Origin of the sequence: Arenimonas sp., assembly GCF_035721105.1 — a bacterium.
Taxonomy (GTDB): domain Bacteria; phylum Pseudomonadota; class Gammaproteobacteria; order Xanthomonadales; family Xanthomonadaceae; genus Arenimonas.
The window spans coordinates 18,660-42,355 of the sequence record NZ_DASTNG010000062.1 but is presented as its reverse complement, the minus strand read 5'-3'; the positions used below and the strand labels follow the sequence as shown (position 1 = coordinate 42,355).

General features: G+C 71.3%; 21 protein-coding genes, 1 tRNA gene and 1 pseudogene. 14 read left to right on the top strand and 9 right to left on the bottom strand.

Features of this window, described 5'->3' with window-relative positions:
- Nucleotides 1–79: 79 nt before the first annotated feature.
- Both scpB and VFQ84_RS10120 read left to right on the top strand, forming a co-directional pair.
- Nucleotides 80–913, top strand: a pseudogene (gene scpB, locus VFQ84_RS10125) (SMC-Scp complex subunit ScpB); the annotation flags it as partial.
- 11 nt (nucleotides 914–924) lie between these two features.
- A complete protein-coding gene (locus VFQ84_RS10120; protein WP_325131513.1) occupies nucleotides 925–2,583 on the top strand; it encodes a pseudouridine synthase in 1,659 nt (552 codons plus the stop codon).
- A 320-nt stretch (nucleotides 2,584–2,903) separates the two neighbouring features.
- Here the strand turns inward: VFQ84_RS10120 and VFQ84_RS10115 are convergent, their stop codons facing one another.
- The 3 genes from VFQ84_RS10115 to VFQ84_RS10105 form a co-directional block, all read right to left on the bottom strand.
- A complete protein-coding gene (locus VFQ84_RS10115) occupies nucleotides 2,904–3,701 on the bottom strand; it encodes an amidohydrolase (protein ID WP_325131512.1) in 798 nt (265 codons plus the stop codon).
- Nucleotides 3,701–4,849, bottom strand: a complete 1,149-nt coding sequence (locus VFQ84_RS10110; RefSeq protein WP_325131511.1) for a pyridoxal phosphate-dependent aminotransferase — start codon at nucleotides 4,847–4,849, stop codon at nucleotides 3,701–3,703. Before VFQ84_RS10110 ends, VFQ84_RS10115 begins: the two co-directional genes overlap by 1 nt.
- Before the next feature lie 107 nt (nucleotides 4,850–4,956).
- Nucleotides 4,957–8,637, bottom strand: coding sequence for a S8 family serine peptidase (locus VFQ84_RS10105; protein WP_325131510.1), 3,681 nt, complete (start codon nucleotides 8,635–8,637; stop codon nucleotides 4,957–4,959).
- A gap of 199 nt (nucleotides 8,638–8,836) precedes the next feature.
- Here VFQ84_RS10105 and ccmA point away from each other — a divergent pair, with 199 nt between their 5' ends.
- The 10 genes from ccmA to metX are packed head-to-tail and all read left to right on the top strand — an operon-like array spanning nucleotide 8,837 to nucleotide 16,560.
- A complete protein-coding gene (gene ccmA / locus VFQ84_RS10100) occupies nucleotides 8,837–9,490 on the top strand; it encodes a heme ABC exporter ATP-binding protein CcmA (protein WP_325131509.1) in 654 nt (217 codons plus the stop codon).
- Complete coding sequence (ccmB, locus tag VFQ84_RS10095) at nucleotides 9,487–10,170, top strand: heme exporter protein CcmB (protein ID WP_325131508.1); 684 nt, start codon at nucleotides 9,487–9,489, stop codon at nucleotides 10,168–10,170. The genes ccmA and ccmB overlap by 4 nt, the downstream gene beginning before the upstream one ends.
- Nucleotides 10,171–10,188: 18 nt before the next feature.
- Complete coding sequence (gene ccmC / locus VFQ84_RS10090; protein WP_325131507.1) at nucleotides 10,189–10,938, top strand: heme ABC transporter permease CcmC; 750 nt, start codon at nucleotides 10,189–10,191, stop codon at nucleotides 10,936–10,938.
- A complete protein-coding gene (gene ccmD, locus VFQ84_RS10085) occupies nucleotides 10,935–11,093 on the top strand; it encodes a heme exporter protein CcmD (RefSeq protein WP_325131506.1) in 159 nt (52 codons plus the stop codon). Before ccmC ends, ccmD begins: the two co-directional genes overlap by 4 nt.
- Nucleotides 11,090–11,566, top strand: coding sequence for a cytochrome c maturation protein CcmE (gene ccmE / locus VFQ84_RS10080; protein ID WP_325131505.1), 477 nt, complete (start codon nucleotides 11,090–11,092; stop codon nucleotides 11,564–11,566). Before ccmD ends, ccmE begins: the two co-directional genes overlap by 4 nt.
- The gene (locus VFQ84_RS10075; RefSeq protein WP_325131504.1) at nucleotides 11,567–13,486 is read left to right on the top strand and encodes a heme lyase CcmF/NrfE family subunit; all 1,920 of its coding nucleotides are present in this window, start codon (nucleotides 11,567–11,569) and stop codon (nucleotides 13,484–13,486) included.
- A complete protein-coding gene (locus tag VFQ84_RS10070) occupies nucleotides 13,483–14,016 on the top strand; it encodes a DsbE family thiol:disulfide interchange protein (RefSeq protein WP_325131503.1) in 534 nt (177 codons plus the stop codon). Before VFQ84_RS10075 ends, VFQ84_RS10070 begins: the two co-directional genes overlap by 4 nt.
- Nucleotides 14,013–14,438: a cytochrome c-type biogenesis protein gene (locus VFQ84_RS10065; protein ID WP_325131502.1), complete on the top strand. Its 426-nt coding sequence runs from the start codon at nucleotides 14,013–14,015 to the stop codon at nucleotides 14,436–14,438. The genes VFQ84_RS10070 and VFQ84_RS10065 overlap by 4 nt, the downstream gene beginning before the upstream one ends.
- The gene (locus tag VFQ84_RS10060) at nucleotides 14,438–15,451 is read left to right on the top strand and encodes a c-type cytochrome biogenesis protein CcmI/CycH (RefSeq protein WP_325131501.1); all 1,014 of its coding nucleotides are present in this window, start codon (nucleotides 14,438–14,440) and stop codon (nucleotides 15,449–15,451) included. The genes VFQ84_RS10065 and VFQ84_RS10060 overlap by 1 nt, the downstream gene beginning before the upstream one ends.
- Entirely contained in the window at nucleotides 15,448–16,560 is a 1,113-nt protein-coding gene (metX, locus tag VFQ84_RS10055) for a homoserine O-acetyltransferase MetX (protein ID WP_325131500.1), read from the top strand. The genes VFQ84_RS10060 and metX overlap by 4 nt, the downstream gene beginning before the upstream one ends.
- A 186-nt stretch (nucleotides 16,561–16,746) precedes the next feature.
- Here metX and VFQ84_RS10050 read toward each other — a convergent pair.
- From VFQ84_RS10050 to VFQ84_RS10035, 4 genes are all read right to left on the bottom strand, one after another.
- Nucleotides 16,747–16,832, bottom strand: a tRNA-Leu gene (locus tag VFQ84_RS10050).
- 23 nt (nucleotides 16,833–16,855) lie between these two features.
- Nucleotides 16,856–17,434: a cysteine dioxygenase family protein gene (locus tag VFQ84_RS10045; protein WP_325131499.1), complete on the bottom strand. Its 579-nt coding sequence runs from the start codon at nucleotides 17,432–17,434 to the stop codon at nucleotides 16,856–16,858.
- A 67-nt stretch (nucleotides 17,435–17,501) separates the two neighbouring features.
- Nucleotides 17,502–17,960, bottom strand: a complete 459-nt coding sequence (locus tag VFQ84_RS10040; RefSeq protein ID WP_325131498.1) for a hypothetical protein — start codon at nucleotides 17,958–17,960, stop codon at nucleotides 17,502–17,504.
- A gap of 4 nt (nucleotides 17,961–17,964) precedes the next feature.
- A complete protein-coding gene (locus tag VFQ84_RS10035; protein ID WP_325131497.1) occupies nucleotides 17,965–18,675 on the bottom strand; it encodes a hypothetical protein in 711 nt (236 codons plus the stop codon).
- A 110-nt stretch (nucleotides 18,676–18,785) separates the two neighbouring features.
- Between VFQ84_RS10035 and VFQ84_RS10030 the strand changes: the two genes are divergently transcribed.
- On the top strand, nucleotides 18,786–20,120 hold the full coding sequence (locus tag VFQ84_RS10030; protein WP_325131496.1) for a hypothetical protein: 1,335 nt from the start codon (nucleotides 18,786–18,788) through the stop codon (nucleotides 20,118–20,120).
- Here the strand turns inward: VFQ84_RS10030 and VFQ84_RS10025 are convergent, their stop codons facing one another.
- Both VFQ84_RS10025 and VFQ84_RS10020 read right to left on the bottom strand, forming a co-directional pair.
- Entirely contained in the window at nucleotides 20,121–20,780 is a 660-nt protein-coding gene (locus VFQ84_RS10025; RefSeq protein WP_325131495.1) for a response regulator transcription factor, read from the bottom strand. It abuts the gene before it with no gap.
- Between the two features lie 94 nt (nucleotides 20,781–20,874).
- Complete coding sequence (locus VFQ84_RS10020; protein ID WP_325131494.1) at nucleotides 20,875–21,684, bottom strand: 3-hydroxybutyrate dehydrogenase; 810 nt, start codon at nucleotides 21,682–21,684, stop codon at nucleotides 20,875–20,877.
- 109 nt (nucleotides 21,685–21,793) lie between these two features.
- Here VFQ84_RS10020 and VFQ84_RS10015 point away from each other — a divergent pair, with 109 nt between their 5' ends.
- Nucleotides 21,794–23,695: a 3-hydroxybutyrate oligomer hydrolase family protein gene (locus VFQ84_RS10015; protein WP_325131493.1), complete on the top strand. Its 1,902-nt coding sequence runs from the start codon at nucleotides 21,794–21,796 to the stop codon at nucleotides 23,693–23,695.
- The last annotated feature ends 1 nt before the right edge of the window (nucleotide 23,696 follow it).

Sequence of the window (23,696 nt, the reverse complement as noted above, 5' to 3'; positions counted from 1 at the left end):
GACGACGGCGACGCCGCCAACGAGCCGGCCGCGGGATGAACCCCGCTTCCTTCCCTTCCACCCAGACCCTGCGGGATCCATGGACCAGGCGCTGATCAACCGGATCGTCGAGGCCGCCCTGCTGGCGGCCAACCAGCCGCTGCCGCTGGCGCAGCTGCACGGGCTGTTCCCCGAGGACGAGCCGGCCCCGCCCGGCAGCGTCGAGGCGGCGCTGGAGCAGCTGCGCGAGGCCTGCGCCGAGCGCGGGGTGGAGCTGGTCGAGGTCGCCTCCGGCTTCCGCTACCAGGTCAAGGCCGACGTCCACCCCTGGGTGGCGCGGCTGTGGACCGAGCGCAAGACCAAGTACACCCGCGCCACCCTGGAAACGCTGGCCCTGATCGCCTATCGCCAGCCGATCACCCGCGGCGAGATCGAGCAGATCCGAGGCGTCAGCGTCAACGCCAACATGATCAAGATGCTCGAGGAGCGCGAGTGGATCCGCTCGGTCGGCCATCGCGACGTGCCGGGCCGGCCCGAGCTGTTCGGCACCACCAAGGCCTTCCTCGACTACTTCGGCCTCAAGAGCCTGGACGAGCTGCCGCCGCTGGCCGAACTCAAGGACATCCCCGAACTCGAGCCGCAGCTGCCCTTCGACATGGCGCCCGCGGGCGTCGCCAGCGCGGCCCTGGCCGCCAGCCTCGACGACGAGGTCGAGGGCGGTGGCCACGCGCTGGGCGAAGACGAACACGACGACAACGACGACAGCGACGACGAGGCGGGCAACGGCCACTTCGTCGCCGATGAAGAAGACTTCGCCAACGACGGCGACGAGAACCACGACCACGACACCGGCGCCGACGCGGCGACCGGTGCCACCGACGCCGGCGACGGCGCGGATCCTTCCGACCAAGAGGCCGGCGACACCGCCGCGCCGGAGCAAAAGTAATGAGTGACAAGACCAAGAAGACCCTCTCCCTTCGCGCCAAGGGCAGCGCGCCCGCGGCCAAGGTCGAGGAGCGGCTGCACAAGGTGCTGGCGCAGGCCGGGCTGGGTTCGCGCCGGGCGCTGGAAGAGCGCATCGCCCAGGGCCTGGTGAAGGTCAACGGCGTGGTCGCGCAGACCGGGCAGTCGGTGAAGGGCGGTGACCGCATCGATCTCGACGGCAAGACCTTCGTCGCCACCGCACTGACCGAGCCGGCCAGCGTGCTGCTGTACAACAAGCCCGAAGGCGAAGTGACCACCCGCGAGGATCCCGAGGGCCGCCCGACCGTGTTCGAATCGCTGCCGCGCCTGAAGGGCGCGCGCTGGATCGCGGTCGGCCGCCTCGACATCAACACCACCGGCCTGCTGCTGCTCACCACCGACGGCGAGCTGGCCAATGCCCTGATGCACCCGTCCAGCGGCATCGCCCGCGAGTACGTCTGCCGCATCCACGGCGAAGTGCCGGATCCGGTGGTGCACCGCCTGGCCAAGGGCGTGGAGCTCGAGGACGGCCCGGCCAAGTTCGACGAAATCGAGCGCATCGGCAGCTCCGATTCGCACGCCTGGTTCAAGGTCGTGCTCACCGAGGGTCGCAACCGCGAGGTGCGCCGCCTGTGGGAGTCGCAGGGTTATAACGTCAGCCGCCTCAAGCGCGTGAAGTACGGCAGCGTGCACCTGCCGCGCCTGCTCAAGCGCGGCCACTGCGAGGAAATGCCCGCCGACCAGGTCGAGAAGCTGCGCGCGCAGTTCCAGCTCGAGAACAATCCGCCGGTGCTGACCCTGCAGCCGGTGATCGGCCAGCGCAAGTCGCGCCCGACCGAGATCCGCGTCGGCAAGGACCGCAAGCAGGCCTCCTACGTCAACGGTTCGGTGGACGACGAGGCGCGCGAGCTGCGCCGCTTCGACACCTTCCGCGAAGACAAGCCGGGCCGCGGCCGTGGCCGCGGGGCCCCCGGCGCCGGCCGGCCGTATGCCGCCAAGGGCGGCAAGCGCAATCCCAACACCCCCGGCGGCAAGCCGTTCTCCGGCCCGATGGGGGCCGATGCGCCGCGCGGTGCGCGCGCGGGCGGCAAGCCCTTCGGCGCCAAGCCCTTCGGCGGCAAGCCGGGTGGCGCCCCCGCAGGCAATCGCGGTCCGCGCGACGACAGCTTCGGCAACCGCGCCCCCGGTGCACCGGGCGGCGGCTTCAACAAGAAGCCGCGTGCGCCGCGCGGCGACGCCCAGCCGACCCACGCCAATGCCCACGACAACAACCCGGCCGCCTTCCGCAGCTGGTACGTGCCCGAGGGCGTGGAAACCGGCTCCAAGGTCGCGCCGCCGCGCGGCCAGCGTCCGGGCGGCAAGCCCAGCGGCCCGCGGCCCCAGGGCAACAGCCCCTACGGCCAGGCCCGGGGTCCGGGCGGCCCGCGCGGCCCGAAACCGGCCGGCGACGCCCCCTATGGCCACTCGCGCGGCCCGGCCGGCCCGCGCGGCAACAAGCCCGCCGGCGCCAGCCCCTACGCCGGCCCGAAGAAGGGCCCGCGCGGCCCGGTCGACGGCAACCGCGGCCCCCGCCCGGGCGGCAACGGCGGCCCGCCGCCGTTCCGCAAGAAGCGCCCGGAAGGGTTGCCCTCTGACGACTGAGTCGCGGGGTGGTGGCTTTAAAAGCTTTTTGACGCGGATAAGAGCGGATAAAAGCCGATAAACACGGATAGAGCCAAAGCAAAAAAGCTCGATCAAAGAGCAATAAAAAAAGGGGTCAGTGTCAGTTTCCATTTTGAATGGAAACTGACACTGACCCCTTTTTGCATCCGGGGAGATCCGCAAGATACGGAAAACGACGCTACCCCTTTTCCCGCGGCTCCCCTGCCCGCCCCTGCTCCAAATTCAGATTCTGCTCTATCCGCGTTTATCGGCTTTTATCCGCTCTTATCCGCGTTAAAAAGCTCTTCCCCCCACGCAGCCTAGAACACCTCGAACCGATCAGCATCCAGATGCGCCGGGAAGCGCTCGCGATGCGCCGCCAGGGCAGCGGCCGAGAACGTCGTCGTCCCCACGTGCACGCCCTCGCCGAACTCCAGCTGCGGCTGGCCCAGGAAATCCAGCGCCACGCTGTCGCCGGCGTAGGCGATGCCGTTGCCGTCGGTGCCGGCGCGGTTGACCGCCGCGACGTAGCTCAGGTTCTCGATGGCGCGCGCGCGCAGCAGGGTCTGCCAGGCGTGCCGGCGCGGCGCCGGCCAGTTGGCGACGAACAGCAGCAGGTCGTAGTCGAAGCGATCCGGTGCCTCCACGCCGAAGCGGTTGCGGATGAACACCGGGAAGCGCAGGTCGTAGCAGACCAGCGGGCACACCCGCCAGCCCTTCAGCGCCACCGTCAGGCGGTCGCGCCCCGCGGCGTAGCGCTCGTGCTCGCGCGCCATCCGGAACAGGTGGCGCTTGTCGTAGGTCTGCAGCTCGCCGTCGGGCGTCGCCCACAGCATCCGGTTGAAGACACGCTCGCCCACCCGCAGCTGCACGCTGCCGGTGACCACTGCGCCGAGGCGCGCGGCCTGGTCGCGCAGCCAGGCCACGGTCGGGCCGTCCATGCCTTCGGCATCGGCCAGCGCCTCGTTGCTGAAGCCGGAGGTGAAGGTCTCGGGCAGCAGCACCAGGTCGGTCCGGCCCGCCAGGGGCGCGACCAGGTCGGCGTACATCGCCCGGTTCGCCGCCGGGTCGTGCCAGACCGTGTCGCCCTGCACCAGCGAAACGCGCAGGTCCTGCATCAGAGCCTCGCCAGCCGCTCGATCGCGGCGTCCAGGGTGGCTTCGACCTTGGCGAAGCACAGCCGCGCCAGGCGCTGTCCCGCCGGCGGCGTCTCGTAGAACGGCGACAGCGGGATCGCCGCCACGCCCTTCTCGATCGTGAGCCAGCGGCAGAACTCGGCGTCGGGCAGGTCGCTGACCGCCGAATAGTCCACCAGCTGGAAGTAGCCGCCCGGCACCGGCAGCGGCTTGAGGCGGGTGCCCAGCAGCTGTTCGCGGAAACGGTCGCGCTTGGCCTGGTAGAAGGCGCCGAGCTCGTCGTAGTGCGCCGGTTCCTGCGTGATCATCTCGGCGAAGGCCCACTGCGCCGGGGCGAAGCTGCAGAAGGTGTTGTACTGGTGGACCTTGCGGAATTCCCGGCTCAGCGCCGGCGGCGCGATCGCATAGCCGATCTTCCAGCCGGTGCAGTGGTAGGTCTTGCCGAAGCTCGACACCACGACGGCGCGCGCGGCCAGTTCGGGATGGCGCAGCACCGACTCGTGCCGGCGGCCGTCGAAGATGATGTGCTCGTAGACCTCGTCCGAGAGCAGGATGATGTCGGTGCCGCGCAGCAGGTCGGCCAGCGCCGCCATGTCGTCGGCGCCGAACATCGCGCCGGACGGGTTGTGCGGCGAATTGACCATCAGCATGCGGGTGCGCGGCGTGATCGCATCGCGCACGCGCTGCCAGTCGACGCTGAAGTCCACGGGATCGAGCGGGACGTGCACCGGGATCGCGCCGGCGAGGTCGATCGCGGGCTCGTAGCAGTCGTAGCAGGGGTCGAGCACGATGACTTCCTCGCCCGGCGCGACCAGCGCGAGGATGGCGTCGAAGATCGCCTCGCTGGCGCCGCTGGTCACGGTGACCTCGGCCTCGGCGTCGACGCGGCGCCCGTAGCAGCGCTCGGTCTTGGCGGCGATCGCCTGGCGCAGCGCGGGGATGCCATGCGCCGGCGCGTACTGGTTCTTGCCTTCGGCCATCGCGCGCGCCAGCGCGTCCACGAGCCGCTGCGGCACCGGGAAGTCCGGGAAGCCCTGGCCCAGGTTCACGGCCTGGTGCTCCAGGGCCAGCTGGGACATCACGGTGAAGATGGTGGTGCCGACCTTCGGCAGTTTGTTGGGCACGTGCATGCTGGGAAGCCGCGGGGAGAATGACCTCATTATGCCGCGCGGCCTTGTGCAGGAGGCAAGAAAAAGGGGCCCCGGAGGGCCCCTTCTTCGTGCCGCAGGTGGCGCGCTTACTGGCAGTTCTTGCGCTGCGAGAGCTGGCTCACCGGGCGGTTCTCGACCCAGTTGCCCGACAGCGCACCGGTGAGGGTGGCGTTGACCGACATGTTGGTGACGTTGTTGGTCGCCAGCGTGCGGGTACCGGTGCCGGCCGGCGTGCCGCTGACCGCCACGGCCGGGGCCAGCGGCGAGAAGCCGGAGACCCAGAACAGGTCGAAGGAATTGTTCCCCGACGCGTAGCCGCGCTGGCCGTACAGCCAACGCGGGAAGCCCTGGCCGTCGTAGATGTACGGGATGAACACTTCCTGCGGATTGCCGCCGCCGGTGGCCATGTAGCTGTAGCCGAAGCCGGACAGGGCCGGCGAGTACCAGTGGCCCGAGACGTCGAGGTTCTGCGCATTGAACTGCGGGCAGCTGCCGCCGCCGATGCGGACCATCGGCTCGGAGCCGCTGCGGCCGTCGAGGTTGAAGTTCATGGTCATCGACTCGGGACCGGTCGGCGTGACGATCACTTCGCCGACGTCGACGCCATGGCCCGCGGTGCCGTTCCAGGACACGCGGAACAGGTCGGCGCGCCAGATACCGTCCGCGCCGGGCGTGGCGCCCTGCGAGTAGTACCAGGTCGGGGTGTTGTCCTCGAGGTAGGCGTACCAGACCGAGATCCACTGGTCCGGATTGCCGATCGGGCCGGCGAAGTCGACGAACAGGCCGTGGCCGCTGCGCGCCGGGTTGGCGTACTGGCCCGACAGGAAGGCCGGCTTGACGCCCTGGGCCGTGACGCGGGCGGTGACGGTGGCGCTGACCGTGCCGCCGGTGGTGTTGCCCGGCACCACGTAGTAGCGACCCGGCAGCAGGTTGCCGCCCGACAGGGTCAGGGTCTCATTGCCCGAGCCGGTGGCGGCGCGGAACGCGGCGTTGTTGTTCCAGGCCGGGGCCGACGCGATGGTCGGGCCGGTCGGCGAGGCCACGCGCGCCACGTACAGGTCGACGTTGCCGGTGGCGCCGGTGGTGGTGAACTCCACGCTGGTGGCGTGCGGCGGCACGTCGAAGTAGAGCTTGTCGTGGCTGCTGCCGGCCGGCAGGGTGACCGCGCGACCGACGTTGTTGGCCAGCGCGAACGGTTCGAAGCTGCTGCCGCTGCGGGTCAGGCGCACCGGGACCTCGATCGGCGTGGCATCCGGCGTGGGCTGGACGAACAGCACGCCCTCGCGGGACTGGCCGTTGACCAGGCCCGGCTCGTCGAAGGCGACGCGGATCTTGAAGGTCTCGTTGGCGGCGGTGCGACCCGGGCCGCTGGCGACCATGGTCGAGGCGCCCGAGACCGTGATCGGCAGCAGGGTGGAGTCGACGCGCACGCCGATGCCGGGGCCGCTGTAGTTCTGCACCAGGATCCAGTAGGTGGTCGGCGTCGGCTGCGAAGTGAGGTTGATCACGCAGCTTTCGTCCGAGCCACCCGACGCCGAGAAGCAGAGCTCTTCGGCCGCGTCGGGCTGGCCGTCGAAGTCGGTGTCGCGGCCAACGTACAAGTCGATGTCCGGGTTGGCGGCGGTGGTGGTGACCGTGAAGCGATAGTCGACCGGCGTGTTGCCGGCGCCGGTGGCGGGCACCACGACGGTGCGCACGTAGGTGTTGGAGTTCGCGTCGTACGGGTCGTTGTTGGTCGGGTCGGCGACGATGCTCTGCAGGGTCGAGACCGGGGCAACCAGGCTCGAGGTGCTGAAGCGCGCGTCCGGCATCGGCACCATGCCGCTCAGGGTGATGTCGAAGTAGTCACGCTCGCGGGTGACGTTGCGGACGATCGGGCCCAGGGCGGCCTCGGCGGCCTCGCTGGAGAACGGCGACACGTAGACCGACACCGGCAGGCGCAGGTTGGGACGGCCGTCGCCCGAGTTGTTCACCAGGGTGACGCTGCCGTAGACCCACTGGCCCACGAGGTTCGGGTCGTCGACGTTGATCGTGAAGTTGACCAGCTGGCCACCGGCGCTGCTGTTGAAGGACGCGACGCTCGGGGTGATCGTGGCGCCGGCGGCGTCGAGCGTGCCCTGCACGCTGTAGTTGCCGGCGGCGGCGCCCGGCATCAGCTTGAACGTGCGCGGCACGACGCAGCTGCGGAAGCAGGCGGCATGGCCGATGCTGGGCAGGTTGATGTTCTGCGCGCCGCCGGTGTACGGATTGGCGCGCGGCGTGTTGAAGCCACCCGCCGGCACGTCGAGGAAGATACCCGCGCGGGCGGCCAGGGCCACGTCCACCATGCCCGAACCCTGGTCATGCGGCGTGGTCGGCAGGCCGAACTCGGTGATGGAGGGACGCGCGGTGAGCATCAGCGCCGAGATCACTTCGTCCGGGGTGTGGGACGGGTGGATCGAGCGCAGCAGCGCGGCCGCGCCGGCAATGTGCGGGGCCGACATCGAGGTGCCGCTGAGGGTGGCGATGGAGGTCGGGCCGGTCAGGCCGGCGGCGCGGATGCTGACGCCCGGGCCGGTGATGTCGGGCTTGATGACGCCCAGCGGGACCACCGGACCACGGCCGCTGAAGCTGGCCAGGCGATCGCCGGCGCCGCTGCGGTCGTGGGTGGCGGCGGCGACGCCGAGCACCCAGGGCGAGTTCGCCGGGTTGCCGTGCGTACCCGGGCTCGGACCGTCGTTGCCGGCCGAGGCCGAGACCACGATGCCGGCCTCGCGGGCCGCCAGGAAGGACTCGGCGTCGTCGGCGCTGGCATTGCCGACCGTGGCCCAGGGATCGAAGGGACCGCTGCCGATGGAGTAGTTGATGACGTCGACGCCGTCGGCGATGGCCTGGTCGATCGACGACAGGATGGCGCTGCCGCTGCAGGAGCTGCCCGGGCAGGCCTTGTAGGCGATGATGTTGGCGCGCGGCGCGACGCCGCTGTAGGTGGTCCCGCCGTTGACGAACGGGCTGCCGACCGCGGTGGACGCGGTGTGGGTGCCGTGGCCGTCGTTGTCGACCGGGTCATTGGTGCCGTTGTTGCCCGAGGTGAAGTCCCAGAGGCCGATCAGCTTGCTGTTGCAGGCCGAGGCGTTGGTGGCGCAGTGGCCCAGGAAACCCGGCAGCGGATTGGTGATGCCCGCGCCCGAGAAGGACGAATGGGTGCGGTTGATGCCGCTGTCGATGACGCCGACGATCACGCCTTCGCCGCGGTTGGCGGCCACGCCCGGGACGGTGCCGGCCCAGATCTGGTCGGCCTTGATCCAGGCCGGGCCCCGGTCGGTCATCAGGTAACGCTCGAATTCCGGACGCACGGTGCGCACGCCGTCGACGCCGGCGATGCGCTTGGCCTCGTCGGCGGTGAGTTCGACGGTCATGCCGTTGAGGCCATGGCGGAACACGCGGGTGGCTTCCAGCGGACGCATCAGCGCGATCGCCATGTCGTTGAGGCGGGCGCGGCGCAGGTCGTCGAGGTAGCCGACGTAGGCGCGGGCCTCGAGGCTGTTGGCGTTGTACTTGGTGGCGCCGGTGGCGACCGGGCTGGTCGCGGCCAGCGACGGGCGCCCGGCCTCGGATTTGGCGAAGCCGCGGAAGCGGGCCGCGGGCGCTTCGTCGAAGACGACGATGTAGGTCTGCAGCGCGTCGGCGCTCAGCGCGTCGACCGGCTTGGGCGAAGCGGCATCGGAGGAGCCGACCGGCAGGCCGAGGCCCAGGGCGATCGCAAGCATCAAGGGGGTCGCACGCATGTTTTAGCTGTCCTGCAGATGAATGAACCTCTCGATTCTCACCCAGCCACGTTGCAATCACAATCACTCAGCGTTGCCGTTCTTCGTCCCCGGCTTAACAATTGTGAAGGACCACTGTGCAGACGGGTGTTTGGTTATCGGGGCTGCCCTGACGTGCGTCATGGACACCGCCTGCCCCGGCTCGTAGCATTCCCGCGCAATGACCGACTCCCCGCACGCCCCGCCCCCGCTGCTGCAGGCCCGCGGGCTGTGGTTCTCGCGCAATGACGAGCCGGTCTTCGGCCCCCTGGACTTCGAGCTGGGTCCCGGCGAGGCGCTGCTGGTGCTGGGCGGCAACGGCGCCGGCAAGACCACCCTGCTGCGGGTGCTGGCCGGCCTGCTGCCGGCCTCCGGCGGCGACGTGGCGCTGCAGGGCCGCCCGGTCGACCGCGACCACCTGGCGCGCGGCAGCGCCTACCTGGGCCACCTGCCCGGCCACAAGGCCGAACTCGGCGCGCTTGAGAACCTGGCCTACAGCCACGCCCTGCAGGGCGGCGATCCCGGCGCCGACCTCGGCGCGGCGCTGGCCGCGGTCGGCCTGGCCGGCCACGAGGACAGCCCGGCCCGCCGCCTGTCGGCCGGCCAGAACAAACGCCTCGCCCTGGCCCGCCTGCGCCTGCAGCCGGCGCCGCTGTGGCTGCTCGACGAGCCCTACGCCAACCTGGACCTGGACGGCATCGCGCTGGTGAACCGGCTGATCCAGGCCCACCTGGCCCAAGGCGGCGCCGCCCTGCTCACCACCCACGGCGCCTACGCCGCCCCGCCGGTGCCGGTGCGCACGCTTGAACTGGGCCCGGCCCGGGCGCCGGCATGACCGGCCCCTCGCTGCTGGCCGCCGGCCGCGCCCAGGCCGCGCGCGACCTGCGCCTGGTCTGGCGCCGGCGTGGCGATGCCGCCCAGCCGCTGCTGTTCGCCCTGATGGTGGTGGCGCTGTTCCCGCTGGCGCTGGGCGCCGACCCGCAGCAGCTGGCGCGGATCGCGCCAGGCGTGCTGTGGGTGGCGGTGCTGCTGGCGGGCCTGCTGACGCTGGACGCGCTTTACCGCAGCGACGTCGAGGACGGCAGCCTGGAGCAGATGCTGCTGGCGCCGGTCCCCTTGGCCTGGCTGATCGCCGTGCGCGTGGGCGTGCACTGGCTCACGACCGCCCTGCCCCTGGTGCTGGCCACGCCCCTGCTGGCGCAGCTGCTGTACCTGCCCGCGGAACTCCTGCCGGTGCTGATGGTCTCGCTGCTGCTGGGCACGCCGCTGCTGAGCCTGGTGGGCGCGGTGGTGGCGGCGCTGACGGTGGGAATACGCCGCTCTGGTATGCTTTTGGCCCTGCTGGCGCTGCCTTTGTTCCTGCCTGTCCTGGTGTTCGGGGCCGGCAGCGTGATGGCCGCTGCGCAGGGTCTTCCCTGGGCCGGCGCCCTGCTGTTGCTGGGGGCCGGGCTGGCCCTGGCCCTCGTGCTTGCCCCGCTCGCCGCCGCCGCGGCGGTCCGAATCGCCTTGAGCTAACGAAACCGCAGACCTCCCGTGAATCCCGTCCTGCTCTGGTTCCACCAACTCGGCTCGCCGCCGGTCTTCGATCGCTTCGCCGCGCGCTGGGCGCCGCCGGCGTTCTTGGTCGCGCTGGCGATGATGGCCGCCGGCCTCTACGGTGCGCTCTTCGTGGTGCCGCCCGACTACCAGCAGGGCGACAGCTTCCGCATCCTCTACATCCACGTGCCCGCCGCCTGGATGAGCCTGTTCGTGTACGCGCTGATGGCCTTCTACGCCGTCATCGCGCTGGTCTGGCACATCAAGCTGTGCGAGGTGCTGGCAATGGCCTGCGCCCCCATCGGCGCGCTGTTCACCGCCGTCACGCTGGCCACGGGCTCGATCTGGGGCAAGCCCATGTGGGGCACGTGGTGGGACTGGGACCCGCGCCTGACCTCCGAGCTGGTGCTGCTGTTCCTGTACCTGGGCGTGATCGGCCTGAACGCCGCCATCGAGGACCGCCGCGCCGCCGCGCGCGCCGCCGGCTTCCTGGCCATCGTCGGCGTGGTGCTGCTGCCGGTGATCCGCTATTCGGTGGAGTGGTGGAACTCGCTGCACCAGGGCGCCACGATCAAGCTCTTCGGCGAGTCGACCATGGATGCCTCCATGGCCTGGCCGCTGTGGGTGATGGTGTTCGCGACCAAGTTCTGGTTCATCGGCTCGCTGCTGCAGCGCGCCCGCGCCGACAACCTCGCGCGCGAGGCCGGCAAGGACTGGGCGCGCGCGGCGTCGGGGGTGGCGCGATGAGCTACCTCGAGTACGTCATCGGCGCCTACGCGGTGTTCGCCGCGTTCCTGGCCTGGGATTTCGCGGTGCCGCGCCTGAAGCTGGCCCGCACCCGCCGCGAGATCGCCCAGCGCGCCGCGCGCGAAGCCGCCCGCAAGTCCGGACCCTCCGCATGAACCCGATCCGCAAGCGCCGCCTGCTGCTCATCCTCGCCCTGCTGGCCGCCTCCGGCGTCGCCGCCGCCCTGGTCACGCTGGCCCTGCGCGAGAACATCACCTACCTGTACACGCCCAGCCAGGTCTACGCCGGCGAGGCGGCCGACCAGGCCGTGTTCCGGCTCGGCGGCATGGTCGCCAAGGACACGCTCAAGCGCGAGGACGGCACGCTGAAGGTGCAGTTCGGCGTCACCGACGGCGACGCCATCATGACCGCGCACTACGAGGGCATCCTTCCCGACCTGTTCCGCGAGAACCAGGCCGTGATCGCCACCGGCCGCCGCGAGGGCGACCACTTCATCGCCACCCAGGTGCTGGCCAAGCACGACGAGCAGTACATGCCCAAGGAAGTGGCGGACGCGATGGGCAAGGCCCACCAGAAACACCAGGTCGAGGCGGCGCCCGCGGGCGAGGCCAAGCCGGGAGGCTACTGAGTGCTGCCCGAACTGGGATTGATCAGCCTGCTGCTGGCGCTGGTGCTGTCGGTGGCGCTTTCCGCGCTGCCGCTGGCCGGCGCCCATCGCGGCCACGCCGCCTGGATGGCGACCGCGCGGCCGCTGGCCTATGGCCTGCTGGTGCTGGTGTCGGTGTCCTACGCGCTGCTGACCTGGGCCTTCCTGCAGCACGACTTCTCGGTCGCCTACGTCGCCCAGAACTCGAACTCGCTGCTGCCTCGCGCCTACCAGTTCACCGCGGTGTGGAGCGCGCACGAGGGCTCGCTGCTGCTGTGGATCTGGTTCCTGGCGCTGTGGACCGCGCTGGTGGCGCGCTACTCGAAGGCGCTGCCGGCGCCGGTGGTGGCGCGGGTGCTGGCGGTGATGGGCATGGTCGCGGTCGGCTTCCTGGCCTTCACCGTGTTCACCTCCAATCCGTTCGTGCGGCTGCTGCCCGGCGCCGCCGAAGGTCGGGACATGAACCCGCTGCTGCAGGACCCGGGCATGATCTTCCACCCGCCGCTGCTGTACATGGGCTACGTCGGCTTCGCGGTGGCGTTCGCGTTCGCGGTGGCGGCGCTGCTCGACGGCAAGGTCGACGCGCAGTGGGTGCGCTGGTCCCGGCCGTGGACCAACGTGGCCTGGGCCTTCCTGACCCTGGGCATCGCCCTGGGCAGCTTCTGGGCCTATTACGAACTGGGCTGGGGCGGCTGGTGGTTCTGGGACCCGGTCGAGAACGCCAGCTTCATGCCGTGGCTGGTGGGCGCGGCCCTGATCCATTCGCAGGCGGTCACCGAGAAGCGCGGCAGCTTCCGCGGCTGGACCCTGCTGCTGGCGATCGCGGCCTTCTCGCTGTCGCTGCTGGGCACTTTCCTGGTGCGCTCGGGCGTGCTGACCTCGGTGCACGCCTTCGCCTCGGACCCCGAGCGCGGCATGTTCATCCTCGCCTTCCTCGCCATCGTGATCGGCGGTTCGCTGCTGCTGTACGCGATCCGCGCGCCGAAGGTGGAGTCGGGCCAGCCGTTCGCGGCCAGCTCGCGCGAAACCTTCCTGCTGGCCAACAACCTGCTGCTGACGGCGTCGGCGGCGATGATCCTGCTGGGCACGCTGTATCCGCTGCTGGCCGACGCGCTGGACCTGGGCAAGATCTCGGTCGGCCCGCCCTACTTCGGCCTGCTGTTCATCCTGCTGATGGCGCCGCTGGTGGCGCTGGTGCCGTTCGGGCCGCTGGTGCGCTGGCAGCGCGAGGACCTGTCGCAGCCGGTGCGCTGGCTGGCGCCGTGGGCGGTCCTGGCCGCGGTCATCGCCACCATCGCCTTTTTCGCCTGGCCGCAGGGCACGGCCAAGACCGCATTCGGCCTGCTTGGCGCGGCCTGGATCCTGGGCGGCACGGCGCGCTTCGTCTGGCAGCGTGCGCGCGCCAAGGGCAGCCGCTTCACGGCCGAGATGGTCGGCATGGTGTTCGCGCACGCCGGCATCGCGGTGTTCGTGGCGGGCGTGTTCATCACCGAATCGACCAGCATCGAACGCGACGTCGCGGCGCGGCCGGGCCAGTCCTTCGAACTGCGCGGCTATGACTTCGCCTTCGAGGGCGTGGAAAAGGTGCCGGGCCCGAACTTCATGGCCGACCGCGGCACCGTGCGCGTGAGCCGCGAGGGCGTCGAGCGCGAGGTGCTGCACCCCGAGAAGCGCGCCTACCTCGCCGGCGGCCAGGTCATGACCGAGGCCGCGCTGGACGGCGGCCTCAGCCGCGATCTGTACGTGGCGCTGGGCGAACCCCTGGACGCCAACGGCACCTGGGCGCTGCGCCTGTACGTGAAGCCCTGGATCCGGCTGATCTGGCTGGGCGCGCTGTTCATGGCGCTGGGCGGCTTCATCGTCGCCTTCGACCAGCGCTTCCGGCGCAAGGTGGCGGCATGATCCGGCGGCTGCTGCCCTTCGTCGCGTTCCTGGGCCTGGCCGTGCTGCTGGGCGCGGGCGTGATGATGAATTCGGGCAAGGACACCAGCGCGATCCCGTCGCCGCTGGTGGGCCGGCCGGCGCCTGACTTCGCGCTGCCGGTGCTGGGCGAGCCCGGGCGCATCGTGCGCAAGGCCGACCTGCTGGGCGCGCCCTACCTGCTCAATGTCTGGGGCAGCTGGTGCCCGGCCTGCCGCGACGAGCACCCGGTGATCACGCGCCTGGCCGAGAGCGGCGTGGTCAGGGTGGTCGGCTACGACTACAAGGACACGACCGAGGACGCGCAGCGCTGGCTGCAGCAGTTCGGCAATCCCTTCGAGCTGGTCATCACCGACGAGGACGGCCGCGCCGCGCTCGACTGGGGCATCTACGGCGCGCCCGAGACGTTCCTGGTGGACGCGCAGGGCGTGATCCGCTGGAAGCACGTCGGTCCGGTGACCGACGAGGTCGTGCAGGCGCAACTGCTGCCGCTGCTGGAGTCGATGCGATGAAGCGCCTGCTGTTCGCCCTGCTGGTGCTGGTCTCGCTGGCGGCCTCGGCCGCCGCGCCGTTCGAATTCCGCGACGACGCCGAGGAAGCACGCTTCCGCGCGCTGGCGGCCGAACTGCGCTGCGTGATGTGCCAGAACCAGTCCCTGGCCGACTCCAACGCCCAGATCGCCCAGGACCTCCGCCGGCAGTTGCTGGACCTGATGCGCGAGGGCAAGTCCGACGACGAGATCAAGGATTACCTGGTCGCGCGCTACAGCGACTTCGTGCTCTACAACCCGCCGGTGAAGCCGACCACCTGGCTGCTGTGGTTCGGCCCGGCGCTGATCCTGCTCGGCGGCGCCGCCGTGCTGGTGGTGGTGGTGCGCCGTCGCGCCGCCGCCGCGCCCGCGCTGCCGCCCTCCAACGATTCCCAGGAGTGGTGATGACGTCCTTCCTGATCGGCGCCGCGCTGCTGGTCCTGCTGGCGCTGGCCTTCGTGCTGCCGCCGCTGTGGCGCCAGGCGCGCCTGACCGCGCTGGCGCTGCTGCTGGTCGTGCCGGTGATGACCCTCGGCCTGTACCACCTCATCGGCGAGCCGGAGGCACTCGACCCCGCCAACATCGAGGCGCCGACCACGCTCGAGGGCGCCATCGCCCAGCTCGAACGCCGCCTGGCCGACGAGCCCGGCAGCGTCGAGGGCTGGGTGCTGCTGGGCCGCAGCCGCATGGCGCAGCAGCGCTGGACCGACGCCCGCGACGCCTTCGCCAAGGCCTACGCCCTCCTGCCCAACGAACCCGACCTGATGGTCGAATACGCCGACGCGCAGATGCGCGCCGCGCCCGACGGCCGCTTCCCCGACAGCGCCACCCGCCTGCTCGAGCAGGTGGTGGCCGCGGTGCCCACGCACCAGCGCGGCCTGTTCTTCCTGGGCGCCCAGCGCCTGCAGGCCGGGCAACCGGCGGAAGCGGCCGAAACCTGGGGCCGGCTGCTGCCGCTGCTGGAGCCGCAGACGGCCCTGGCGTTGCGACCGCAGCTCGACCAGGCGCGCGAGCTGGCCGGCCTGCCGCCGCTCGATGACGCGGCCCTGGCCGCGGCTCCCGTCCCCGGCGGTCCGACGATCACCGTCACCGTGGCGCTGGACCCGGCCCTCGCGGCGGACGTCGGCGACGACGACGTGCTCTACGTCTTCGCCCGCACCACCGACGGCGCCGGGCTGCCGGTAGCGGTCAAGCGCCTGCCGGCCAGCGGCTTCCCGCTCACCGTGACGCTGTCGGACGCCGACGGCCTGATGCCGGCGCAGAAGCTGTCCATGCAGTCCGACGTGCGCGTGCTCGCCCGCATTTCGAAATCCGGTGACGCCGCCGCCGCCGCCGGCGACCTCGAGGCCACCGCGGTGACGCTGGCCGTCGCCGACGACGCCCGCGCAGAGCTGGTGATCGACAAGGTCAAGCCGTGACCGAAACGATCCCGCCCGGCACCCGCTTCGTCGCCCTGCCCTCGCCGTTCCCGTTCAAGCGCGGCGGCGAACTGCGCGATGCCCGCATGGCCTTCGAGACCTGGGGCGAACTGAACGCGGCACGCGACAACGCCGTGCTCATCCTCACCGGCCTCTCGCCCAACGCGCATGCCGCCAGCAGCGCCGCCAACCCCGAGCCGGGCTGGTGGGAGGCGATGCTGGGCCCGGGCAAGCCGATCGACACCGACCGCTGGTTCGTCGTGTGCGTCAACGCGCTGGGCAGCTGCAAGGGATCCACCGGCGCCGCGTCGCCGGATCCCGCGACCGGCCAGCCCTACCGGCTGGACTTCCCGGACCTGTCGATCGAGGACGGCGCCCGCGCCGCCCACGTCGTCGTGCAGTCGCTGGGCATCGAGCGCCTGGCCTGCGTGATCGGCAATTCGATGGGCGGCATGACCGCGCTGGCCTACCTGCTGCTGCATCCCGGCAGCGCCCGGACCCACATCAACGTCTCGGGCAGCGCCCAGGCGCTGCCGTTCTCGATCGCCATCCGCTCGCTGCAGCGCGAGGCGATCCGGCTGGATCCAAACTGGAACCAGGGCCACTACGACGAGCATGCGTATCCGGAAAACGGCATGCGCATCGCCCGCAAGCTGGGCGTGGTGACCTATCGCTCGGCGATGGAATGGGACGGTCGCTTCGGCCGCGTGCGCCTGGACAGCGAGTGCCGCGAGGACGATCCCTTCGGCCAGGAGTTCGAGGTCGAACGCTACCTCGAGGGCCACGCGCGCCGCTTCGTGCGCAGCTTCGACCCGAACTGCTATCTCTACCTGGGCCGCGCGATGGACTGGTTCGACGTGGCCGAGTACGGCGGGGGCGACGTGCTGCGCGGCCTGGCGACGATCCGGCTTGAACGCGCGCTGGCGATCGGCGTGCACACCGACATCCTGTTCCCACTGCAGCAGCAGGAACAGGTCGCCGACGGCCTGCGCGCCGGCGGCGCCGATTCCGAGTTCCTGCCCCTGCCCTCGCCCCAGGGCCACGACGCCTTCCTCGTCGACATCGAACGCTTCGGCCCCGCCATCAGCGGGTTCCTCGCTAGCTCTTGATGGGCTTTTTGCCACGGATGAACACGGATAAACACGGATGAAAGCGTTTGATGCAACGGCCTTGATCAGTTCCCTGCCGAATCGATAGGGGAGGCGAGAGCCCGATCAGCGTTTTGCCCTATCCGTGTTCATCTGTGTTCATCCGTGGCAAAAAAGAAAAGGCCCGCTTGCGCGGGCCTTTGCATTTGGTACCGGTGATAGGACTCGAACCTACACGACATCGCTGCCAAGGGATTTTGAGTCCCCCGCGTCTACCATTCCGCCACACCGGCCCTGATGGCCGGGCGATTATATCTCAGGCCGCTTCGTCCAGGCCGAGCTGGCGGTCGGCCTTGGTGTACCAGCCGTCGCCCACGGGATGGAAGTGCGCGCAGCAGGTCAGGGCCTGCTTGTAGATGTGCAGGGACACCGCGATGGCGCTGTCGCTGGGATTGCGGATGGTGTGGTACTCGTGCGGCGGGATCAGGCTGCCGGCCGAGCCCGCGCCGGCCAGCGTGGTGCCCACCGGCTCGAACTCGAAGCGGTCGCCGTCGCGGCCGCGCAGGTCGTACTGGGTGATCTCGAGCTGGCCTTCGACGATGCCTTCCACGCACCACACGCCCGAATGGTCATGGATGGCCGTGCCCTGCCCCGGGCCCCAGGTCATCGCCACCACGCTGAAGCCGGTGAGTTCACAGCGGTAGAGCTCGCGGCGGGCGTAATGGTCGGCGACGGGTTCGAGCACGCAGTCCGGCAGGGTCATCGCGCGGCGGCGGATCAGGTCGGACAGGCCGTTGCGGATGCAGTCGGTGGTCTGGCGCTGGCAGTCACCGGTGACCGCCGCGTTGATCATCGCGATGAGCTTGTCGCTGCCGGGGAATTCGAGGGCCAACATGGCATCACCAAGGGGTTCGGGATGGCGGGCAGTTTAGCACCGCGCCTTCACGCCGCCTTGAGCGCCGTCAAAGCCCGTCGGGCCGCGGCCAGGGCCACCAGCCGCGCCCGGTCAGGGCATAGCGGTCGGCGGCCTGCTCGAACCGGTTGCGGTGGCTGATGCCGCCGCAGGCGAAATACAGCGGCAGGAACAGCGGCCCCAGGGCCAGGTACTGCAGCACGTGCGCCCGCTCGTGGTCGCCCAGCCGCACCTGCTGGTCCCGGCCGCCGCGGGCGCGGCAGGCATAGGTCACCGCCGGCTCGTCCAGGCTGCCGCCGGTGTGCAGGATGACGTTGCCCAGGGTCAGCGCGCCGCCGGGTCCCCAGGGATAGCGGTGGAACACCAGGGCGGCGTCGGAGAACCGGGCCCGGGCGCCAAACGGCATCGCCGCCAGTCCGGCCAGCAGGCCGGCCACGGTCACCGGGCTGGCCCAGGCCAGGCCCAGCGCGGCCGCCGCGAAGGTCCCGAGGCGGCGCGCGCCGGTCATGGCCTCAGGGGCCGCCCCAGATCAGGCGCGACAGGGCCTCGGCGTGGTCGGGCGAGAGCTGGCTGGCGTTGTGGGTCAGCGCGTTGATCGCCCAGCAGGCATCGGCATCGGGGGCCGACACCGGGTTGCCCACCACCCGCTGCAGGCGCTGGACGTCGTTGCCGTTGAAGCGCGAGCCCAGCTCCATCAGTGCGCGTTCGCGCGCCGCCGGGTCCGCCCGGCGTTCCGGCAGGCCCTGCACCTCGGCCTTGAGCGCCGCCAGGTAGAAGCGCCAGAAATTGCGGTGGTGGCGCGGCGGCAGGCGCTCCAGCGCACCCTGGACATCAGCGGCCAGCACCCGGTCGAAGTCGTCGCGCGGCCGCATCAGCTTGGCGCAATTGGCCTGCTCCAGGCGCGGGATGACCGCGGCCATGGCCTGGGTCACCGCGACCAGCTGGCCGGCGTCCAGGGAGCGGGCGCCGCGGCGCAGGGCGCCATTCATCTCGGCATACAGGCCCTTGCTGGTGAAGCTGCCGACGAACCGGTCACGCAGCGCCGGGTCGGCGTTGAACTGGTCCACGAACTCCTGCTGCTGCGCATGCAGCGCCGAGCCCGGGGCGTACGGGTTCTCCAGCTTGCCGCTGCTGATGCGGATGATCGGCTCGCCGGACAGCATCGACTTGCCCAGCACCGCGGCGCCCACGACCAACACCAGGAACACCAGTAGCTTCTTCATGCCTTGCCTGCCCGCCCTTCACGCTGAAATAGGCCGGCGATCCTACCACCGCGGGCTTGTCCGTGAAGGCCGGCGTCTGCGAATCTGGCGATCCGTACAGGGGGACCCACATGCACCAGCCAGACCCGCCGGGCGCCGCCGACGCCCCGCCCGCCGCCGCCCACCACGTGCCGGGCCGCACCACCCCGACCTGGGAAATGGAGCTGCTGATCTCCGGCGCCACGGTATTCGGCCTGCTGCAGCTGCCGGCCCTCACCGACCGGGTCATGTTCAACATGAACAACGGCAGCGCGATGGAGATCTCCGGCCTGGTGCTGGCGCTGTGGATCTACGCCAAGTTCTCGCTGCTCACGCTGATCGGCACCTTCATCGTCCACCTGGCCCTGCGCGGCCACTGGGTCGCCCTGGTCGGGCTGCATTCGGTCTATCCGGGTGGCATCCGCTGGGACCGCCTGAACCGGCGCATGGGCCCGAACTACATCGAGGCCAGCCGCGAGCAGTGCGGCGACATGGCCGAGCTGATCGAACGCGCCGACAACCGGGCCAGCCGCGTGTTCGGCGTGGGCTTCGGCATGGCGGCGGTGATGCTGGTGCCGATCCTGCTGGTCGGCATCACCGTGGCCGTGCTCTGGACCTACCTGCGGCTGGGCGGTCCGGACGGCAACCTCACCCTCGTCGGCGTCTCGGTCGCCTTCCTGCTGGTCTTCCTGCCCTACGGCGTGCTGGTGGCCTGGGACCTGACGCGCGGCCGGCGCGTGCCGCGCGACTCGACCGAGGCGCACTGGCTGCGGCGCGGCTTCCGGCTCTATGGCGCGATCGGCTTCAGCCGCAGCAACAACCCGCTGCTCATGCTGTTCGCCAGCAACGAGGGCGGGCGGCGGACCGGCTGGCTGGTGGGCATCACCATGGCCCTGATGATGGGCGTGGTGAGCTTCCAGGCGGTGTCGGCGCGGATCGGCTGGGGCTTCGGCGACTATCGCGGCCTGCCCGACGATCGCGTCACCGGCAGCGACCTCCTGCTGCCCATGCATTACGCCAGCCGCCGCGGTGACGCCGTGATCCTGGTGCCGCCGCCGCACATCCCGGATCCGGTGGTGGACGGGCCCTACCTGCAGGTGTTCATTCCCTACCTGCCCTCGCGGCACAACCTGGCGATGCGGCGACGCTGCCCGGAGGCGCTGGCCGACACCGGACCGGACGCGCAGCGCGCGCGGCTGGACTGCCTGGCCACGCTGCACGACCTGCGCATCGATGGCCAGCCGGTGGCGGTGCCGCTGGACGCGGCCCAGGACCCGCAGACCGGCCAGCGCGGCCTGGTCGCCATGGTCCCGATGGCCGGGGTGGCGGCCGGTCGCCACGAACTGACCGTCATGCCGGCGACCGGCAAGGGCCAGAAGCCGGTGGGCCCGGACACCCTGCCCTATCGCATCCCGTTCTGGCGCTGATCAGGCTTCGCGCGCGGGATCGGCCAGCGCCAGCGCGCCCAGCAGCACGCCGGCCTGGGTGCGGTTGCGCACACCCAGCTTTTCGAAGATGGCGCTCATGTGCGCCTTCACCGTGCGCTCCTGGATGCCCAGTTCGTCGGCGATCTGTTTGTTGAGCCGGCCTTCGGCGACGCGCGCGAGCACCTTGAACTGCTGCGGGCTGAGGGTGGCGAGCTTGGCCGCGGTCTCGCGGTCGCCGGGCTCGGCCGGCGCACCCTGCACGGCGTCGCGCAGCGCCGGCGGCAGCCACTCTTCGCAGGCCAGCACGGCGCGCAGGCCGGCCTGCAGTTCCGCCAGGTCGGCGCGCTTGGTCAGGTAACCGGCGGCGCCGTAGGCCAGCGCACGGCGGATGGTCACCGGATCGTCGTGCGCGGAGATCATCGCCACCGCCACGCCCGGGTGTTCGGCGCGCAGCGAGGCCAGGCCGACCAGGCCGTGGCTGCCGGGCATGTGCAGGTCCAGCAGCACCAGGTCGGTGTCGGGCTGCGCGGCCAGGGCGGCCTGCACGGCGGGCAGGTCCTCGGCTTCGGTGATCGTCGCGTCGGGCAGCACGCCGCGCACGGCCTGCGTCAGCGCCAGGCGGTAGAGCGGATGGTCGTCGGCGATGAGGAGGCGCGTCATGGCTGCAGTTTAGCCCGCCGGCCGGTAGGAGGGCCTTCAGGCCCGAAGCTCTTCGCGAAAGGCTTCGGGCCTGAAGGCCCTCCTGCAGGGACGGTTATTGGGCGGTCCAGCCGCCGTCCACGGGGATGGCCGCGCCGGTGAGGTTGTGCGACTGCCGGCGGCAAAGCCACAGCACGGTGTCGGCGATCTCGGCCGGCAGCGACATGCGGCCGCTGGGCTGCTTCTCGCGCAGCAGCTCGCGCACGCCGGCGTCGCGGTCGCCGCCGACGGCTTCGGCGCGGGCGGCGATCTGCGGTTCGATCAGCGGCGTTTCGACCCAGCCGGGGCAGACGCAGTTCACGGTGACGCCGCCGCTGTCGCGCGAGCCGGCCGCCGCGTACTCCAGCCCCGCCACCTTGCTCATGCCGACCAGTCCGAACTTGCTGGCGACGTAGGGCGACTTGTTCACCGACGCCACCAGGCCGTGCACCGAGGCGATGTTCACGACCCGGCCGTAGCCGCGCGCGGCCATGCCCGGCAGCGACAGCCGCATCGTGTGGAAGGCGGCGCTGAGGTTGATGGCGATCAGCGTGTCCCAGGTCGCGGCCGGCATCTCGGCGATCGGCGCGGTGTGCTGCACGCCGGCGCAGTTGACCACGATGTCGGCCGGGCCCCAGGCCTCGAGCTCGGCCATCATGGCTTCGATGGCGCCGGCGTCGGCGAGGTCGGCGCCGAAATGGCGGGCCTCCGCGGCGCCGGCCAGGCGGACCGAATCGAGCGCGGCGGAAACCTGCCCGGCGCTGCCCAGGCCGTTCACCGCCACCCGCGCGCCGGCGGCACCCAGGCCCTGGGCGATGGCCAGCCCGATGCCGGAGGTAGAGCCGGTGACGAGGGCGACGCGGCCTTCGAGGAAGCGATCGGTCATGGTGAAATCCTGGTTCCTGCAGCGATTCCCCACCCTAGCAGGCGGTCGCCGCCGGCGCGTCGTACCAAGGTACGATGCCGGCCGCGCGGGCCATTGCTAAGGTCGTGCCATGGACAAGAAAAGCCCGCCGCCCCGCCCCCTGCCCGTGCGCACCGCGCCGGCCCGGGATCGTCGTTACCGCACGCCGGTCCTGGCGCTGTCGCTGCTGGCGCTTTCGCTGGCGGGCTGCCGCGGACCGGAGGTCCGCACGCCCTCGGTCGAGCTCGAGGCCGGGCTGTCGCTGGCCACCCATCGCGGCGACGACGACCTGCTTACCGCGGGCCTCGGCGAGGCCGGCCTGCGCAGCCCGACGCCGCCGGCCTTCGCCAACCCGGACCAGCCCACGGCGGCGGAGCTTCGCCGGCGCGCGGTGTGGGCCAACTGGCGCGGCATCGCCGACCTCTCGCCGGGCGGTGGCTACGGCAGCGTCTACGGGTCGCTGGCGCCGGTACCGGGGCGCGAGTACCACGCGCTGGTGCGGCTGCCGGGTCGCCGGCAGCCGCACCGGGTGATGGTGCAGGTGCCCGACGGCTTCGACCCGCAGGCACGCTGCGTCGTGGTCACGGCTTCGTCCGGCTCGCGCGGCATCTACGGCGCGATCGCGCTGGCCGGGGCCTGGGGCCTGCCGCGCGGCTGCGCGGTCGCCTACACCGACAAGGGTGCGGGCACCGGCTACGTCGACACCACCGACGGCCGCGGCTTCGCGCTCGATGGCCAGCTGGCGACCGGCGACGAAACCGAGGAGTTCCGGGTGCCGAAAGCGGCGTCGACGGATGTCGCCGCCGCGCCGATCGCGGTCAAGCATGCGCATTCGGGCGACAACCCCGAAGCCGACTGGGGCCGGCACGTGGCGCAGGCCGCCGAGGTGTCGCTGCAGGTGCTGGCGCTGGCGCATCCCGAGGCCGGCCCGTGGACCTTCGACAACACGCGCGTGATCGCGGTGGGCGTGTCCAACGGCGGCGGCGCCGTGCTGCGCGCCGGCGAACTGCCGGGCGGGCGCTTCGATGCGGTGGTGGCGGTGTCGCCCAACATCCTGCCGGGCGACGGCGGCCGCGCGCTGTACGACTACGCCAGCGACGCGGCGATCTGGATGCCGTGCGCGCTCAACGCCAGCGCCTTCGACGGCGTGCTGCTCGCGCGCCCGGGCGGCGCCGCGGCGCCCGCGGGCGTGGCGCGCTGCGCTTCGCTGCACGCCGCCGGCATCCTGGCCGACGACGCGCCGGCGGCGCAGGCGGAAGCCGCGCGCCGTCACCTGCTGGCGGGCGGCTGGACCGACGAGGCCATCGCCGCGGGCGTGATCAGCAGCAACTTCGACCTGTGGCGCGCGGTGGACGTGACCTACGCCTCGGCCTACGCGCGCACCGGTCCGGACGACATGCCCTGTGGCTTCTCCTTTGGCGCAGTCGATGCCGACGGCCAGCCGCGCGCACCGACCGCGGCCGAGCGCGCGGCCTGGTGGAGCGACGGCAGCGGCATTCCGCCGGGCCAGGGCATCGCCCTGCGCGATCCCCAGGCCGCGGGCACGGACCCGACGCTGGCGGGCAACCTTTGCCTGCGCAAGCACTGGGACGACGCCGACGGCCCGGTCCGCGCCGGCATCGAAGCCACGCGCGCACAGGTGCCGGCGCCGGGCCTGCCGGTGATCGTGGTGCATGGCGCCGACGACGGCCTGGTGCCGGAAGCCTTCAGCGGCGGCGCGTATGCGCGCTGGACCCGCGCCCAGGGCCGGCCGGTGAGCTACTGGCGCGTGCGCAACGCGCAGCACTTCGACGCCTTCCTGGGCCTGCCCGTGCTGGGCATGCGCTACCTGCCGATGCTGCCCTACGGCTACCGCGCACTGGATGCGGCCTGGGCGCACGTCGCCGACGGCACCCCGCTGCCCGGCGACGCCGACATCGCCACCACGCCGCGCACGTTCACCGACGGCGCGCTGGCCCCGCTGCAGCCCGGCAACCTCGGCACCCTGCCCTGAC